This window comes from Pseudoalteromonas pernae (assembly GCF_039831865.1).
Lineage (GTDB): Bacteria > Pseudomonadota > Gammaproteobacteria > Enterobacterales > Alteromonadaceae > Pseudoalteromonas > Pseudoalteromonas pernae.
In genome coordinates, this window is record NZ_JBDODM010000004.1 from 287,404 (window position 1) to 303,579 (window position 16,176).

Consider the following 16,176-nt stretch of genomic DNA (forward strand, 5'->3'; position numbering starts at 1 on the left):
ACATACTTAGTTAAACAGGTAGGCTAAGTACGCTAATTTATTACTAATATGTGACTGAAAGATGACATTCCCATAGCTTGGAGTCATCTTTCAGCCTGCTTTTCACCACTAACTTTCTACATCAACAATAACGTCCGGAGTGATTGACTCAAGGGCTTCAATAACTGCATCTCGATTCATGCCCGGTGGTAATGAAACGGTAGCGACAGCGCTGAATAGGGGGACTCCCCAATTAGGTGCGCTTTGTTGCTTCGATGTCAGGTGAGTGATATTTGCCCCTTTGTGGCGAATAACAGAAGCGAGCTCTTGAACGATACCAGGGCGGTCATTACCGGTTATGACTAAGTTGATTTGCTGTGGCGCTTCGCCTTGAATAATCTCGCCAGATTCAACGCGGATCTCAAGGTGAGACAAGTCATGAAGTGCATTTTGCAGTTCTCTCAGGTGCTCTTCTGCGACTTCGACTTGAACTATCCCGGCAAACTTACCAGCTAAATGTGAGAGGTTGCTGGCCAACCAATTTCCATGATGATTAAGAATGACAGAAGAAAGGTCTTCAAGTAGACCCGGACGGTCTTTGCCAAGGACGGTTAATACTAACTGCTGCATAAGATACGATCTCTTTATTATTGTGAATTGAATACTCGTTCAAAAGGTAATACAAAAATATCAGAAAACTCGTTAAGGCAATGTTAATTAACAAAATTTATAAGGATTTGGTAATTTCGAGTGTCTAACACAAGCAAGTATTGACCCCTTTTCCGGGTTTGTCCAATTCTTTGCAACAGCCAATATCTGTTCGCATTTTTTACCTTTATTTACTTAAATTTGTGGCGATTTAGTATCTGTTTAAGGGTTGTGTAACAAAACTGTCATTTTGATGAAATATAATCCGCGCATCGTAAAGATCTAAGGGTAAGTTGATGACTTCAAATCCGCAAAACCTGTCATTTAGCACGGATAGAAGCCGTCTAGTTAAAGACAAAATAGCGCAGTTCAGTATCACCTCTGGTGGGGTAATGGTACTGGTGGCGCTATTGCTTATATTTTTCTATCTCCTCTACGTAGTGCAACCTATTTTTGAATCGGCTCATATTCAAGAGCGTGATAATTTTAGTGTGGCCACTAAAGACGTAGTGGGCCTCGGTCTCGAAGAGCAAACTGAAATTGCTTATTTGCTTGAACGCAACGGCACCGTTGATTTTTACAACATCCAAGAGCAGGGCTTTGGCACGCAAATCGCGGAACTAAACGCTGAGTTGCCTGCTTCGGTTACCAGCTTTGCAACAAGCGCACCGCACCAGGGCCTGTATGCTTACGGTTTGGATAACGGCGAGATGGTGATAGTGAAGCCCAGCTTCCGTGTTACATTCCCGAACAACCAACGTAAGCTCACACCGGTACTGAACTACCCACTAGGTGAAGCGCCTCTTACGGTAGATAGCGAAGGTGCAGCGATTAAGCGCTTTGCGTTCGCGCAAACTGAAGAGAAGCTGGTTGTTGTTGCACTTACTGCAGACAAGCGTGTGGTGTTCACCGCGTACGTGGGTGAAGAAAACTTTATGACCGGCGAAGTCGAGTGGGTTGCTGAGCAATCAGAGCTGGAAATCGATGGTCGTATTGATGAGTTGCTTATTACACCGGATGCAAGCCGTGTGTTTGTGCGCTCAGCGAACCAAATTTATATCTTCAATAGTCGTTACGCAGATGAAGTTGAGTTGACGCAAGTGCTTGCTGCGAATGAAGAAAATGCAAACATCATCTCAGCGCAATTGCTTGCTGGCGCTAATTCTCTGATGCTCGCAAACGACAATGGCGAAGTGTCACAGTGGTTTGAAGTGAACACCGACGAAGGTAAAGCGTTCAAAAAGATTCGCGCATTTGAAACCTCAAAACAAAAATCTATCAATATCTATTCTGAATTTTATCGCCGCACTTTCTTTACCACAGGAGAAAATGGTGAACTCGGTGTTTATTACACAACGAGTGACGCTAAGTTGTGGCAGGGCAAAGTAGCTGACAGTGCAATTAAAAACTTTGCTATTGCGCCGCGCGCCAATGCTGCTGTGATCCTCGCTGATAATAAAGTCAGTGTGCTGAATATTGAAAATGAGCATCCAGAAGTGACGTGGTCTGGTCTGTGGCAAGAAGTATGGTATGAAGGCTATCCTGAGCCTGATTATATTTGGCAGTCTACTTCAGCCAGTGATGACTTTGAGTCTAAGTTTTCTTTAGTGCCAATCTCATTCGGTACATTGAAAGCAGCGCTATACGCGATGTTGTTTGCGGTACCTATAGCCCTATCAGCTGCGATTTACACCGCTTACTTTATGTCGAGTGAACTGCGTAAAGTGGTGAAGCCGACCGTTGAAATCATGGAAGCATTACCAACGGTAATCCTTGGTTTCCTTGCGGGTTTGTGGCTTGCTCCTCTGATTGAAGAAAATTTACCTGCCATTATTGCGCTGCTATTGCTGCTGCCACTCGCCATATTGCTGACAGCATTTGCTTGGACAAAGTTACCTGAGCATGTTCGCCATCGTATTCCTGAAGGCGCTCACTCTGTGATCCTTATTCCGGTTGTGCTGTTTATCGGTTGGTTATCATTCTCGATGAGTGGTTCGATTGAGCAGTGGCTGTTTGGTGGTAACGTGCGTCAGTACATCACCAATGAATTGGGAATGACCTTTGACCAACGTAACTCTTTAGTTGTTGGTATCGCAATGGGTTTTGCGGTTATCCCAACTATTTTCTCTATCGCAGAAGATGCGGTTTTCAGTGTACCAAAACACTTATCAAACGGTTCACTGGCATTGGGCGCTACGCAGTGGCAGACACTTGTGCGCGTAGTGTTACTCACTGCAAGTCCAGGTATTTTCTCTGCGATTATGATGGGGTTAGGTCGTGCTGTGGGCGAAACAATGATAGTGCTTATGGCTACGGGTAACACACCAATTATGGATTGGAGTATCTTCCAAGGTATGCGTACGCTCGCTGCCAACATTGCTGTAGAGATGCCAGAATCAGAAGTAGGTAGTTCGCATTACCGTATTCTATTCCTTGCTGCATTTGTGCTGTTTATTTTCACTTTCGTCTTTAACACGCTTGCTGAATTTGTTCGTCAGCGCCTGCGTGAAAAGTACAGCTCACTGTAATTAGGGGAGAAACGACATGATAAGACAGTGGTTTAAGTCTGGTTCTCCTTGGATTTGGATGACCGGTGGTGCGGTAAGCATCAGTTTGATTTCAGTTATTGGTTTGCTTGCATTGATTGCATGGCGTGGTTTGGGTTTCTTCTGGCCGTCAGAAGTAAATGAATTTCACGTTGAAGGCTCTCAGCCTAAGCAAACAGTTATCGGTGAAATTTACGATCGTGAAGTAGTGCCTGCGAGTCGGATCCGTCAATCGGGCATCGACTTGGGTGACTTCCAAGGTGAGGAAGTCACGCGTTTCTTGGTAAAAACAGGTAACCGTGAGTACGTTGACTTGGACTTTCGTTGGATTCTAGAAACAGACATTCAAAGCCAATCAACACCTGAAAATTTAGCTGTGTTTGAGCGCTCTAAAAACGGTAACTTCTATGGCTATATCGAAAAAGTCATCGAGAACGGCAAAGAAGTTCAAGGCGATAAAATCGCTAAACTCGAGGAGTTAGTTGAGCGTGCCGTGGATCTCAATGATCGTGCATTGGACCTACAAAACGGTGACATTGGCCACATCAACTATGAGTTAGAGCGTTTACGTTTAAAAGAGCGTGCGTATGAGCTTGATGAAGAACTAACACATGAGCGTGTTGCCGAGCTTGAAGCTGAACGCAAAGCGCTGCGCGAGCAATACAAAGAGCTCGAAAAAACACTCTTCCAACTGCGTGATGAAGCTAAGCGCGACCAAGTCGTTGTTAAAGACATGCGTGGTGAATTGGTAACATTGCCGCTGTATCAAGTACTGGATTTCTGGCAGCCAAACGACATGGGCCTGTTTGCCAAAATAGGTCATTATTTCGGTCAGTTGGGTAAGTTTTTATCTGACGACCCCCGTGAAGCAAACACGGAAGGTGGTGTATTCCCTGCAATCTTCGGTACTGTCTTTATGGTTATGCTGATGGCGGTGATTGTTACTCCATTTGGAGTTGTTGCGGCAATTTACCTTCATGAATACGCGGCGAAAAATGCTGTGACTAAGATGATCCGCATCGCGGTAATTAACTTAGCGGGTGTACCGTCAATCGTTTATGGTGTATTTGGTCTCGGTTTCTTCGTCTATATGCTCGGTGGCAGCATTGACCAACTGTTCTACCCTGAAGCATCACCAAGCCCAGTATTTGGTACGCCGGGTGTTATTTGGTCGGCATTAACCCTAGCCATTTTGACACTACCTGTTGTTATTGTGTCAACGGAAGAAGGTTTATCACGTATTCCAAGCCAAGTGCGCCAAGGTTCTCTGGCTCTGGGCGCGACCAAAGCAGAAACCTTATGGCGTATTGTTGTGCCAATGGCGAGCCCCGCGATTATGACAGGTCTGATCTTGGCTGTTGCCCGTGCGGCAGGCGAAGTAGCGCCGCTGATGTTGGTGGGTGTGGTAAAAATGGCGCCAACCCTTCCGCTGGATGGCAATTTCCCGTACGTGCATTTAGACCGTAAATTTATGCACTTAGGTTTCCATATTTATGATGTAGGCTTCCAAAGCCCGAACGTAGAAGCTGCGCGCCCACTGGTATATGCAACAGCATTCCTGTTGGTAACAGTGATAATAGCTCTGAACATCACGGCGATTGGTATTCGTAACCATTTGCGTGAAAAGTTCCGCGCGCTAGACAACTAATGTAAAGATTTGAGATAGGTAAAAAACGTTATGATTACAGTTGCAACAGAAGTTAACGCAGACAACGCGCTAAAGTTGGATTTAGAAAATCTGACGCCAGAGCAAACTGCCTTACAGATTAAAAACCTCGATCTTTACTACGGTGATAAACAAGCTCTCACAAATGTGAGCATGGATATTCCAAAAGGTCAGGTAACTGCATTCATTGGCCCATCGGGTTGTGGTAAATCAACGCTTTTACGTTGTATCAACCGCATGAACGACCTTGTGGACACATGTCGTATCGAAGGCGAAATTTTGCTGCACGGTGAAAACATCTATGACAAGCGCGTAGATGTTGCAGCGCTTCGCCGTAATGTCGGTATGGTATTCCAGCGTCCAAACCCATTCCCAAAATCAATTTATGAGAATGTGGTTTATGGTTTGCGCCTACAAGGTATTAAAGAGAAGCGTAAACTTGACGAAGTGGTCGAAAAATCACTGCGTGGCGCGGCGTTGTGGGACGAAGTAAAAGACCGTCTTCACGATAGCGCATTTGGCCTTTCCGGTGGTCAGCAGCAACGTCTAGTTATCGCTCGCTCGATTGCCATTGAGCCAGAAGTGTTGCTTCTTGATGAACCAACTTCTGCACTTGACCCAATTTCGACGTTGGTTATCGAAGAATTAATCAGCGATCTGAAAGACAAATATACGGTTGTGATTGTAACGCACAACATGCAACAGGCTGCTCGTGTATCAGACCAAACTGCGTTTATGTACATGGGTGAGTTGATTGAATATGCGGATACCAACACGCTATTCACCACGCCAAGTAAAAAGAAAACCGAAGACTATATTACTGGTCGTTATGGTTAATATGTGATGCTTGCTATCATTAATGGGTAAGAATTAAGAAGGGCATTATGGAACACAATATTAATAAGCACATCTCTGGTAAGTTCAACGAAGAGCTGGAAAATGTGCGTAACCATGTATTGAGCATGGGTGGTTTGGTTGAACAGCAACTAAACAGTGCGCTTGACGCTGTCGCCAAAGGTGATACGGAATTGGCTAAGAAGGTCAAAGAAAACGATTACCGTGTGAATGCGATGGAAGTCAATATTGACGAAGAGTGCACACGCATTATCGCAAAGCGCCAACCTGCAGCGAGCGACCTACGTTTAGTTGTTGCTATCGCAAAGACGATTGCAGATTTAGAGCGTATCGGTGACGAAGCTGAGCGCATTGCTAAAGTCGCCCTGGATTCATTCACAAAAGACCAGCAAGGCTTGTTGGCGAACATGGAAAACATGGGTCGCTTAGTGGCTAAAATGCTGCATGATGTACTTGATGCATTTGCCCGTATGGATGCGCAAAAAGCGTTTGAAGTGCACAAAGCTGATGAAAAAGTTGACCGTGAATACGAAGCGCTAACACGCCAAATCATGACTTATATGATGGAAGACCCGCGCTCGATTCCTCGAGTGATGGAGCTTATTTGGTCAGTGCGTTCGCTTGAGCGTATTGGCGATCGCTGCCAGAACATTTCAGAATATGTGATTTATTTCGTTAAAGGTAAAGATATTCGCCACGTGTCTCAAGAGACTATTGCGAAGAGCCTTTAATAAGTAGATCAATTAAGTGGGCACAAAGGACTTTTGCCCTTTTTTCATGCTTGAGTTTCCCTGAGTTTTGGAGTTGGCAAAACAATGGTGAATTGGGCATGAAAATTCATGCGTTTGGGCTATTAATGGGGTAAAATTACGCTCGAAGCATAAACGATATAAATCGAAATTAAATTTAAAATTAGTCGCGACTCTAGGATTTATAGTAGGGCGTTTCTATGACTTATTTATGACGATTTTATTGCAAACTAAGATTCAAAGGGTCAGTTATGCCTAGTAATGCGTTTTTAGGGGTTTTTGCAAAATCACCTATTAAACCAATCGAAGATCATATCAAAAAGGTGCACAAAGCCAGCGCTATGCTTATCCCGTTTTTCGAGCATGTGTTCGAAAAGCAATGGCATGAAGCGGAAGAGTTACGCCTTAAAATTCGCTCACTAGAACGTGAAGCGGATGATTTAAAACGTGAAATTCGTTTAAATCTGCCGCGTGGTTTGTTCTTACCTGTTGAGCGTACCGATCTACTCGAGCTGATCACTCATCAAGATAAGATTGCTAACAAAGCAAAAGACATCGCTGGACGCGTTGTTGGTCGTGAAATGGTTATTCCAGAATCAATTCAAAAAGACTTCTTGCAGTACTTATCTCGCTGTGTGGATGCAACAAAACAAGCATCAAAAGCTATCAATGAACTAGACGAGTTGTTAGAAACTGGCTTCCGTGGTCGTGAAGTAACACTTGTTGAAAAAATGCTAGTGGAACTAGATGCTATAGAGCAGGACACGGATGACATGCAAATTAAATTGCGTCAGGAATTACGTCGCATCGAAGACACAATGAACCCCGTTGACGTGATGTTCTTATACAAGATCATCGAATGGGTGGGTGATTTAGCAGATATCGCTGAACGAGTAGGTGCTCGTTTAGAAGTCTTGCTAGCCCGTTAACATTGCCAGGATTTAACACAATGAGCAGCTCAGTGTTAAGTCACACAAAGTTAAAACAATAAGGTTTTTCTGATGGATATTATTTCGTCCTACGGTACCGTGTTAGTGCTTGTAGCCGCAGCGGTAGGTTTCTTCATGGCTTATGGTATCGGTGCAAACGATGTTGCCAATGCTATGGGTACTTCTGTGGGCTCTAAAGCTCTAACGATCAAACAAGCGATCATCATCGCGATGATTTTCGAATTTGCTGGCGCCTATTTGGCTGGCGGTGAAGTAACATCAACGATCCGTAAAGGTATTATTGATGCCGCCCCATTCGCTGATATTCCTGAGTTAATGGTCCTAGGTATGATAGCAGCTCTGTTTGCTGCAGGTACTTGGCTGTTAATCGCTTCTTTCCTAGGTTGGCCAGTTTCTACTACTCACTCAATCATTGGTGCAATCATTGGTTTTGCATTAGTAGCAGTGGGCAGTGAAGCGATTCAATGGACTAAAGTTGCGGGTATTGTTGGTAGCTGGATTGTTACCCCAGCAATCTCTGGTTTCATTGCTTACCTCATCTTTATGAGCGCGCAAAAGCTGATTTTTGATACAGATAAACCACTTGAAAATGCCAAGCGTTTTGTACCTTTATACATGGGTCTTGCTGGTTTCGTTATGTCACTTGTGACTATCAAAAAAGGCTTAAAGCACATCGGTGTTAACCTTGGTGCTGTTGAAGGCTACGCGCTTTCAATTGGTATCGCTGTAGTTATTGCTATCATTGGTAAAGTCGTCATTAAACGTATGAAGATGGACCCGAAAGCGGACAAGAAAATGCAATTCAACAATGTTGAAAAAGTATTCGCTGTATTGATGGTATTAACGGCATGTTGTATGGCATTCGCGCACGGTTCAAACGACGTTGCTAACGCAATTGGTCCGTTAGCAGCGGTAGTAAATATCGTTGAAAACAACGGTGAAATCGCTAAGAAAGCAGCGCTTGCATGGTGGATCCTACCTCTTGGTGGTATCGGTATCGTTGTTGGTCTTGCTGTTTTAGGTAAGAAAGTAATCAAAACGATTGGTGAAGGTATCACTCACCTTACACCAAGCCGTGGTTTTGCTGCTGAGCTTGCAGCTGCTTCTACCGTAGTTATCGCTTCTGGTACTGGTCTTCCTATCTCTACTACGCAAACGCTGGTTGGCGCAGTATTGGGTGTAGGTATGGCACGCGGTATCGCGGCATTGAACATGAGCGTAATTAGAAATATTGTTGTTTCTTGGGTAATTACGTTGCCTGTTGGTGCTGCACTTGCTATTGTAATCTTCTACATATTACGAACAGCATTTGGCGTATAAAGTGTAGGCGTCATACGCCTACCGCGACTAAAACAGTCTTTTAGCTTGAAAAGATCTCAACGCCCTAGGTGTTGGGGTCTTTTTATTTGTGGGCATTAATATGACAAACCTTCCCAGTATTAAGCAGCTTCAGTATCTTCTAGCTGTGCATCAGCACCAGCATTTTGGCCGGGCTGCGGCAGCATGTTACATAGGTCAATCTACTCTCAGTAGTGCCATTCAGAACTTAGAAGAAAACTTGGGGGTACAACTTATTGAGCGTGAAAATCGCAGCTTGATGTTTACCGCCATTGGCGAAGAAGTAGTGATTAAAGCCAAGAAAATTATCGATGATACGATGAGTGTCAAAGAGCTTACGCGCAGTCACTTGCATCCGCTAAGTGGTACACTCACCATTGGTATTATCCCGACGATAGCTAGTTTTGTAGCGGCACCGCTGCATTGTTTTAGCAAAGCAACGTTTAAAGATCTCGACTTAGTCTTGGTCGAAGATACCAGTGATAATTTGCTCGATAAGTTGGAGCATGGTCATATCGACATCGCGCTACTGGCTCTACCTTACGAGACCAGTCGTTTCCACACACAGATTCTTGCCAAAGACAAATTCTACCTAGTCCACCACAAAGATTATCACATTGATGAGCATGTAGATTATAACGCGCTTCCAGAGAATAGTGTGTTCTTACTGGAGCGCGAGCATTGTATGACAGGGCATGCACTCAGTGCCTGTAATTTAGAACGTGCTAGTTGTATTAACCCATTTGAAGCGGCAAATTTACATACTTTGCTTTCTATGGTGGAGTACAAATTAGGCGTGACCTTTTTACCGCAAATGGCGATCAATGCCGGTATCTTGGATACCAAGCCACTCGTTGCTAAAAGCTCTGACTCAGATGCGCACCGAGATGTGGGCTTAGTGTGGCGTAAAACTACCGGTCGTATAGGTGACTTCAGGCTTTTCAGTGATAAAGTGGGTGAGTTTCTACGCACTTGTTGCACAGTAGGAAGCGAATAATCGCATTTCATAACAGTATGAAAATATTAAACTAAAGCGGCATTGGCCGCTTTTTTTGTAATTAAGCTAAAATTTTTCAAACTTTTTATCTGCGTCATACAACTAACCTAATAACACGATAACAAGATTGCTCAATAACGTGATTTTTAATTCAGAAGAAAGGCTAATAAGAAAAGCGCAAAGCGGAAGCAACAAAGCGTGGTTGGCACTTGTCAGGCAGCATGAAAAGCGCCTGTACAACCAATGCATCAGGTTGTTGCGCCACCCTGATGACGCCTTGGATGTAATGCAAGAGACTTTCATCAGTGCCTATCAGGGGCTGAACAAGTTTGATGGTCGTAGCCAGTTACACACTTGGCTTTTTCGTATTGCCTATAACAAGGCGGCTGAGCACTTTCGTCGCCATCGAGAGCATCAAAGTATCGACTCGGTAGCAGAGCCAAGCAGTAACGTTTTGCACATGGAGCGTCCTTTGATGCAGGCACAACAAAATCAGCAAATTGTTGAGCACTTAGCGAAGTTACCGTTTGAGCAACGAGTGGTGGTCGAAATGAAGTTTTTTCAGCACTGTACATTTGAAGAAATTGCCCAGCAATTGGATGTATCTCCCAATACAGCAAAAACCCGTTTATATGCAGCTTTAGGTCGGTTGAAGCCGCAATTGGAGGTGAACGATGGCTAATCAACAGCATTTAGAAGCGCTCTTTGAACTCGCTTTAGAAGGTCAGCCATTAACCGAGGCGCAATGGCAAGAGCTTAATCAAGACCCTGTCTTCGCGCAGATGTTGGCGCAAGCAAAGCAATGGCAACACGGCGCAACAGATTATCAAGAGCAAGAAGTTCCAACGCAGTGGCAGGCGAACAGAGTATTTAAGTCATCGCCAACACAAAGCACATTTGTGCCTTGGTTAGCAGCTAGTGTGATGGCTGTGGCAATGGTCTTCGCAGGAGTCAAAGTCATGGATACCAACGAGCAACTTGTCGCTCAGATTAAGCAACAGCAACAATCTCTTGAAGTGCAACAACAGCAAATGCAGCAACTCAATGACGCGCTTTTTGCGCAATCGCAATGGCAGCAACAGGCGTTGGCTGATGTGGCCGCGCAAACGGTCGATATCGTGCGCAGTGAACGCAAAGATGCATTATCGACGTTAGTTGATTATATCAACACGCAGCGGGCAGAAGATAATGCTTACCTTCGATTGCAACTGAATGATATTGCAGAACAAATTGAACAGCAGCCGCCGTACAGCACGGCTTATAATGTAGAGAGTAAATGATGAAAAAGTACGTTTTAGCAAGCGCAATGGCGCTGAGTGTGTTATCCGTCGGTACTGCGGCGCAAACCTCTGAATTTGAATCGGTAAATCGCCAAATCAGCATTGTCGAAAATATTTTGAGCACCGCGCTTAAGCAAGACTTAGCGCTCAACTCTGTGCAAATATCAAGCACCTATCTTGCCCAACAAGGAGTGCTGTATCGGGTTCGCTTGGATAATCACTTTGTCTTCGTATCTGAAATTGCAGATGTTCCGTTGCCTCCTCTACCTCCAGAGGTCGTCATTACAGCAGACTCAATGACGATGAGTGATGGTCATGTGGAATTTATCAATGGTGATATTGAAAGTGGAGAACATGAAGAGATCATCATTTCGCTTGAGGGTATTCGTGAACAATCTGAGCAAATGCGAGAGCAGGCCGAGCTGCAAAGAGAGTTAGCATTTAAGTTGCGTGAATTGAACCGCGAACAGCGAGAAATCGAAGTGCAAACAAAATTGAGCAATGAAACCAAAGAGTTGTCTGAGCGATTAGTACAATTAGAGCGCGAAATAGTGAAGGTAAAAGAGCAAAAAGACGCACTGAGCGCCAAAAACAAAGTGTTGGTTAAAAAGGTTAAAGCTGAGCGCCTTAAGCAAAAAGAACAACATCAAGAAAAGCAACAGGCACAGCTAGAATCAGCGCTAACGAGTGTTGCAAGAAGCTTGTGTGATTATGGCGTAGGTATGCGTGACATCAAAGACGATGAGTATGTGAACATAGAGTTCAGCCAGTCACGCAGCAAACATATGGCGGTGTTCAAAAAGGCGGACATTAATCGCTGTGTGAGTGGCAAGATGGACTATCAAAAGCTACTTAGTAACGCTCAGCAGTACAAGTTGTAAGCACCCAACCCGCTTAGTCGTGTTACCCTCTCTAGATACCAATCTAGAGAGGGGTTTTTGTGCCGACTCTGTATTTCTCCATGTTGGGGAGAAAGAGTAAGTAGACCCATACCACTAGGTTAAAGTAGGGCACTAACCCCAAGCCTAAATAGAGTCGTTCGGGATAGCCTTTTCGTCTTGCATGGACATAGCATTGATAAGCAATATAAACATTTACGCACAGAAGCAGAGTTACTAAAAAAATCATACCTGTATCCTTTACTCTGGGGCATGTAAAACATGTCAGCCCGCAGATATACTGTTTACCTCCCCGCTAAGTGTTCCTAGCGATTCGGCGTCCTCACCATTTCTGGCTACGTACATTCCTTTGTGGGTCATTATTAGTATTACCGATTACCTTCGGTGTTTTTCTTAGCGCACCAAGAAATACCAATTATAGACAACTGAAATTAGGCTGTAGGACCTCACGCCGAAAAAAGCGCGAGGTAATGGTTAGTCTGATGTTTTTGCGGCAATTATTTTTTGATTATTTTCTAAGGCGTGTAACGGTGCCGGTTTGGCGATGTAATGACCCTGCGCATAATCAACACCTATCTCTTTGAGTAGGTTATAAATTTCTTTATTTTCAACGTATTCAGCGACGGAGCCTTTTGACAGCGATTTAGCGATGTCATTAATGGCTTTCACCAGTGCATAGTCAATGGGGTCACGTTGCATGTCGCGCACGAATGAACCATCAATTTTCACATGTTGTGCAGGTAGGCGCTTTAAGTAGTCGAAGGTGCTAAAGCCAGTGCCGAAATCATCGATGGAAAAGTCACAACCCAGTTCGTTTAGCGCCAGAATCATTTCACGCGTCGCTTCCAAATTACCAACACTCGCACTTTCTGTGATTTCGAAAATGACTCGTTTTGGGTCAACCTGATACGATTGCAGCATGTCTTTGATATGCGGCAGTAAACGATCGTCCAACAGTGATTGTGCCGACAGGTTTATTGCAATGCGCTGTATTTCAGGATGTTTACTCAAATCATCGATAGATTGGCGGACCACACATTGGTCCATCAAGTAACTGTCATTGAGCATTTCCAAAGCTGGGATAAAGTGATTTGGGTAAATAAGTTCATTATTAATCTTTAAGCGCAGCAGAGCCTCATAGTAGGCAATACGTGAGCGTTTGATATCCCATACCGCCTGATAATGCAGCTCAATGTGATTTTGCTGCAACGCAGAGCGCACACTATGGCCCCACTCCAACCCTGATTGCATGGCGTTACTTTGCGAGTCTCTAGCGTCGTAACAATGCACGAGGTTACGACCTTGGCTTTTGGCAATATACAGAGCGATATCAGCTTGTTTGAGGCACTCACTGGCATCTTTATTCTTCACTGAAATTTGTGTCACACCAATTGAGCAGCTAATTGAATAAACTTGATCTTGGCAATGGAATTTGTGGCTGTCTATGGCCATACAAATCGATTCAGCAGTCATGTGAGCGTCTAGTAAGGAAGTGTCCTGCAACAACATCGCAAACTCGTCTCCGCCGATCCTAAAAATCATGTGTTGCTCGTCGATGTGTTGCAAGAATAACTCGGCGACTTCCTTGAGTACGGTGTCGCCTTCTTGGTGACCCTTACTGTCGTTAATGATTTTAAAATGATCGAGGTCGATATAGATAAGCGCATGCTCGTCTTGGCCTTGCGTACCATTGCATAAAGAACTGAGTTGCGAGTCGAAGCAATAGCGGTTGTACAAACCCGTTAAGGTGTCATGAAGTGCCAAATGCTGAAGTTTGAGTTCAGCCTGTTTACGCTCTTCGATATTGTCGATAGAGACGGTAATAATATCTCCATGAGCGGTATCGCTGACATGCTGTAATCGGCATTCAAACCACACTAATTGCTTTTCTTTGGTCCACAATTGCAGTTCGATTTTTTTGCGTTTGGCCTGCGTTTCACTAATTGCCTGCAAGGTTGCGGTCAGTTTTTGCTTGTGATCCTCAAAGCAATAATCAAGCAAAGACTTTCCAATACTTTGCTTTAGGCGAAACCCCGTATTGCTCTCCCACGCTGGATTGATAAAGCGTATTTTGCCCTGACCATCGAGCTCCATGACCACCGTATTGAGGTGCATCAAAATACGTTGGTGGGCTGAGTACAGCTCTTTGTATTTGGATTGGCTCTGGCTTAACTGCGCCACTTTCTTTTCAAATTCGCTGTAGCTGGCAATAAAGTCTTCACGGCGCGCGGCGTGATCGCACACTTTCATAAGCAAGGCATCGTCGTAAGGTCGACGAATGAAGTCAGTTACGCCGCTCAGTAACAATTGCTCCGCATAATCAGCATCTTGGCTATCAATAATAGTCACTATTGCCTGGCTGGCATTATGCGACAAGATGTTTTGTACGAGCGTATTCGCGCTGTCTGCATTAGCAATACTGGCATCGAGTAAGACAATGGCAAAGTGCCCTTGTAAGTAAGTGCTCAGTGCTTCAGTGGCGCTATGACAAATTTGCACCGCAAAATTCAAAGCTAATGCATTGCTCATTTGTTGCGCTTTTTCATTATCCGCTTCAAGCAATAGCAAACTTAAGCGACTGGATTTTTCGAGCTGAGTAGACAGTACATTAGCTAAAATTTGCGGCAGTAGATCTTGGCGTTCAATTGGCACAACGGCGTCTATGCCGTAACTGCGTGCAGTGGTTTCAGCAATACGCTCACAGTAAAATGGTGGTGTGAGAACTATAGGTGTGTGTTTTGGCGTTTTCAGTAAGCCCGAGCGGATCATGCGAGAAAAGCGCCAGCCATCAATTTGGCCGACATCCAAACCGGTTATCACAAGATTGACCGCGCGCTCTTTGAGTATGCTAAGTGCTTGTTGTGAATCACTTAGCTCAATGACGTCAAATATCTCCAAGCGTCCTAGTGTGCGCTTTATTAAGGCGCGCTCAGCAGCACTGGCGTTGACTATCATTAAACTCAGCGGCATTGCCATATTTACTACCTGAAGTTCTGAATTTGTTTTTAGAACTGTAGGTTATAGTGAATTGAAGGGACAGACAAGTTTAGGCGCTTGATTTCATACTAGGTAATCACTAGACTTGGCGCGATTTTAAGCACCCGGAGAGCCTGATATGCGAGTGGCCGATTTTAGTTTCGATTTGCCAGAAGAATTAATAGCCCGCTTCCCTCAAAAAGAGCGAAGTGAAAGCCGTCTTTTAAAAGTTGACGGGAATACGGGTGAAACGTCACATCATATCTTTAAAGACATCATCGATTTTATCGAGCCCGGTGACCTGTTGATTTTCAATAACACCAAGGTGATTCCTGCACGTATGCATGGACAAAAAGCATCAGGTGGTAAAGTTGAAGTGTTGGTTGAGCGTGTGCTGGATAACAAGCGTGTACTGGCGCATGTGCGTTCGAGTAAATCACCTAAGCCGGGCACCATGCTGATTCTCGAAGGCAAGGCCGAGATGGAAATGGTGGGTCGTCATGGTGAATTGTTTGAATTGGTACTCCAAGGTGATGCTTCGGTGTTAGAAACACTCGAAGAAATAGGCCACATGCCATTACCTCCGTATATCGACCGTCCTGACAATGACGAAGATAAACAGCGTTATCAGACTGTGTACGGTGAAAAGCCGGGCGCAGTGGCTGCACCAACTGCGGGTTTGCACTTCGATGAAACCTTGATGCAACGCTTAAAAGACAAAAATGTCGATATGGCATTCGTTACTTTGCACGTTGGTGCGGGTACCTTCCAGCCTGTGCGTGTGGACAGTGTTGAAGACCACCATATGCATTCAGAATACATTGAAGTACCAGATGATGTGGTTGCTGCGGTTGAAGCCGCTAAAGCGCGTGGTGGTCGAGTAATCGCTGTCGGCACAACCTCAGTGCGCTCGCTCGAGTCAGCGGCAAAAATTGGTGGCGGTACATTGAAAAGCTACTTTGGCGACACCGATATCTTTATCTACCCAGGCTACAAGTTCAACGTGGTCGATGCCATGATAACGAACTTCCACTTACCAGAATCAACATTAATCATGTTGGTCAGCGCATTTTCAGGTCAAAAGCACATCATGGATGCATATCATGAGGCTATAGCCGAGCGCTATCGTTTCTTTAGCTACGGAGATGCCATGTTCTTGTTGAAAAAAGATACTGAGTAAGTTGATGGATTAATAAAAAAGCCGCCTGTTTTGGGCGGCTTTTGTGTTTATAAGGGGGATAAATGGATAAATGTTCTGTCTTCTTAGATTTACCCTTTTATTTGTTCGATTCG

14 protein-coding genes are annotated in these 16,176 nt (G+C 44.5%); 11 read left to right on the forward strand and 3 right to left on the reverse strand.

Annotation, left to right across the window (positions count from 1 at the left end):
- Positions 1-108 precede the first annotated feature (108 nt).
- Positions 109-609 (reverse strand): glycine cleavage system transcriptional repressor, encoded by a 501-nt coding sequence (locus tag V1358_RS11595; protein WP_347391136.1) that lies wholly within the window; start codon positions 607-609, stop codon positions 109-111.
- A 314-nt stretch (positions 610-923) separates the two neighbouring features.
- Here V1358_RS11595 and V1358_RS11600 point away from each other — a divergent pair, with 314 nt between their 5' ends.
- The 10 genes from V1358_RS11600 (at position 924) to V1358_RS11645 (ending at position 11,889) form a co-directional block, all read left to right on the forward strand.
- Entirely contained in the window at positions 924-3,155 is a 2,232-nt protein-coding gene (locus tag V1358_RS11600; RefSeq protein WP_347393631.1) for an ABC transporter permease subunit, read from the forward strand.
- Between the two features lie 16 nt (positions 3,156-3,171).
- Positions 3,172-4,821, forward strand: a complete 1,650-nt coding sequence (pstA, locus tag V1358_RS11605; protein ID WP_347391134.1) for a phosphate ABC transporter permease PstA — start codon at positions 3,172-3,174, stop codon at positions 4,819-4,821.
- Positions 4,822-4,851: 30 nt separating this feature from the next.
- Positions 4,852-5,676 carry a phosphate ABC transporter ATP-binding protein PstB gene (gene pstB / locus V1358_RS11610; RefSeq protein WP_347391133.1) on the forward strand — a complete coding sequence of 275 codons (825 nt, stop codon included), beginning with the start codon at positions 4,852-4,854 and terminating at the stop codon, positions 5,674-5,676.
- Between the two features lie 47 nt (positions 5,677-5,723).
- Positions 5,724-6,425, forward strand: a complete 702-nt coding sequence (phoU, locus tag V1358_RS11615; protein WP_347391132.1) for a phosphate signaling complex protein PhoU — start codon at positions 5,724-5,726, stop codon at positions 6,423-6,425.
- Positions 6,426-6,694: 269 nt separating this feature from the next.
- Positions 6,695-7,372 carry a TIGR00153 family protein gene (locus V1358_RS11620; RefSeq protein WP_347391131.1) on the forward strand — a complete coding sequence of 226 codons (678 nt, stop codon included), beginning with the start codon at positions 6,695-6,697 and terminating at the stop codon, positions 7,370-7,372.
- Positions 7,373-7,444: 72 nt separating this feature from the next.
- Positions 7,445-8,713 (forward strand): inorganic phosphate transporter, encoded by a 1,269-nt coding sequence (locus tag V1358_RS11625; RefSeq protein WP_347391130.1) that lies wholly within the window; start codon positions 7,445-7,447, stop codon positions 8,711-8,713.
- A 100-nt stretch (positions 8,714-8,813) separates the two neighbouring features.
- Complete coding sequence (locus V1358_RS11630) at positions 8,814-9,728, forward strand: hydrogen peroxide-inducible genes activator (RefSeq protein ID WP_347391129.1); 915 nt, start codon at positions 8,814-8,816, stop codon at positions 9,726-9,728.
- Between the two features lie 139 nt (positions 9,729-9,867).
- Positions 9,868-10,410, forward strand: a complete 543-nt coding sequence (locus V1358_RS11635; protein WP_347393632.1) for an RNA polymerase sigma factor — start codon at positions 9,868-9,870, stop codon at positions 10,408-10,410.
- Positions 10,403-11,008 carry a hypothetical protein gene (locus V1358_RS11640; protein WP_347393633.1) on the forward strand — a complete coding sequence of 202 codons (606 nt, stop codon included), beginning with the start codon at positions 10,403-10,405 and terminating at the stop codon, positions 11,006-11,008. Before V1358_RS11635 ends, V1358_RS11640 begins: the two co-directional genes overlap by 8 nt.
- Entirely contained in the window at positions 11,005-11,889 is an 885-nt protein-coding gene (locus V1358_RS11645; RefSeq protein ID WP_347393634.1) for a hypothetical protein, read from the forward strand. Before V1358_RS11640 ends, V1358_RS11645 begins: the two co-directional genes overlap by 4 nt.
- A 43-nt stretch (positions 11,890-11,932) precedes the next feature.
- On the opposite strand, the gene V1358_RS11650 is transcribed toward V1358_RS11645, so the two are convergent.
- Together V1358_RS11650 and V1358_RS11655 are read right to left on the reverse strand one after the other, a co-directional pair.
- Positions 11,933-12,136: a hypothetical protein gene (locus V1358_RS11650; protein ID WP_347393635.1), complete on the reverse strand. Its 204-nt coding sequence runs from the start codon at positions 12,134-12,136 to the stop codon at positions 11,933-11,935.
- A 245-nt stretch (positions 12,137-12,381) separates the two neighbouring features.
- Positions 12,382-14,883, reverse strand: coding sequence for a two-component system response regulator (locus tag V1358_RS11655; protein ID WP_347393636.1), 2,502 nt, complete (start codon positions 14,881-14,883; stop codon positions 12,382-12,384).
- Positions 14,884-15,022: 139 nt separating this feature from the next.
- Between V1358_RS11655 and queA the strand changes: the two genes are divergently transcribed.
- On the forward strand, positions 15,023-16,063 hold the full coding sequence (queA, locus tag V1358_RS11660) for a tRNA preQ1(34) S-adenosylmethionine ribosyltransferase-isomerase QueA (RefSeq protein ID WP_347391679.1): 1,041 nt from the start codon (positions 15,023-15,025) through the stop codon (positions 16,061-16,063).
- Positions 16,064-16,176: the final 113 nt, after the last annotated feature.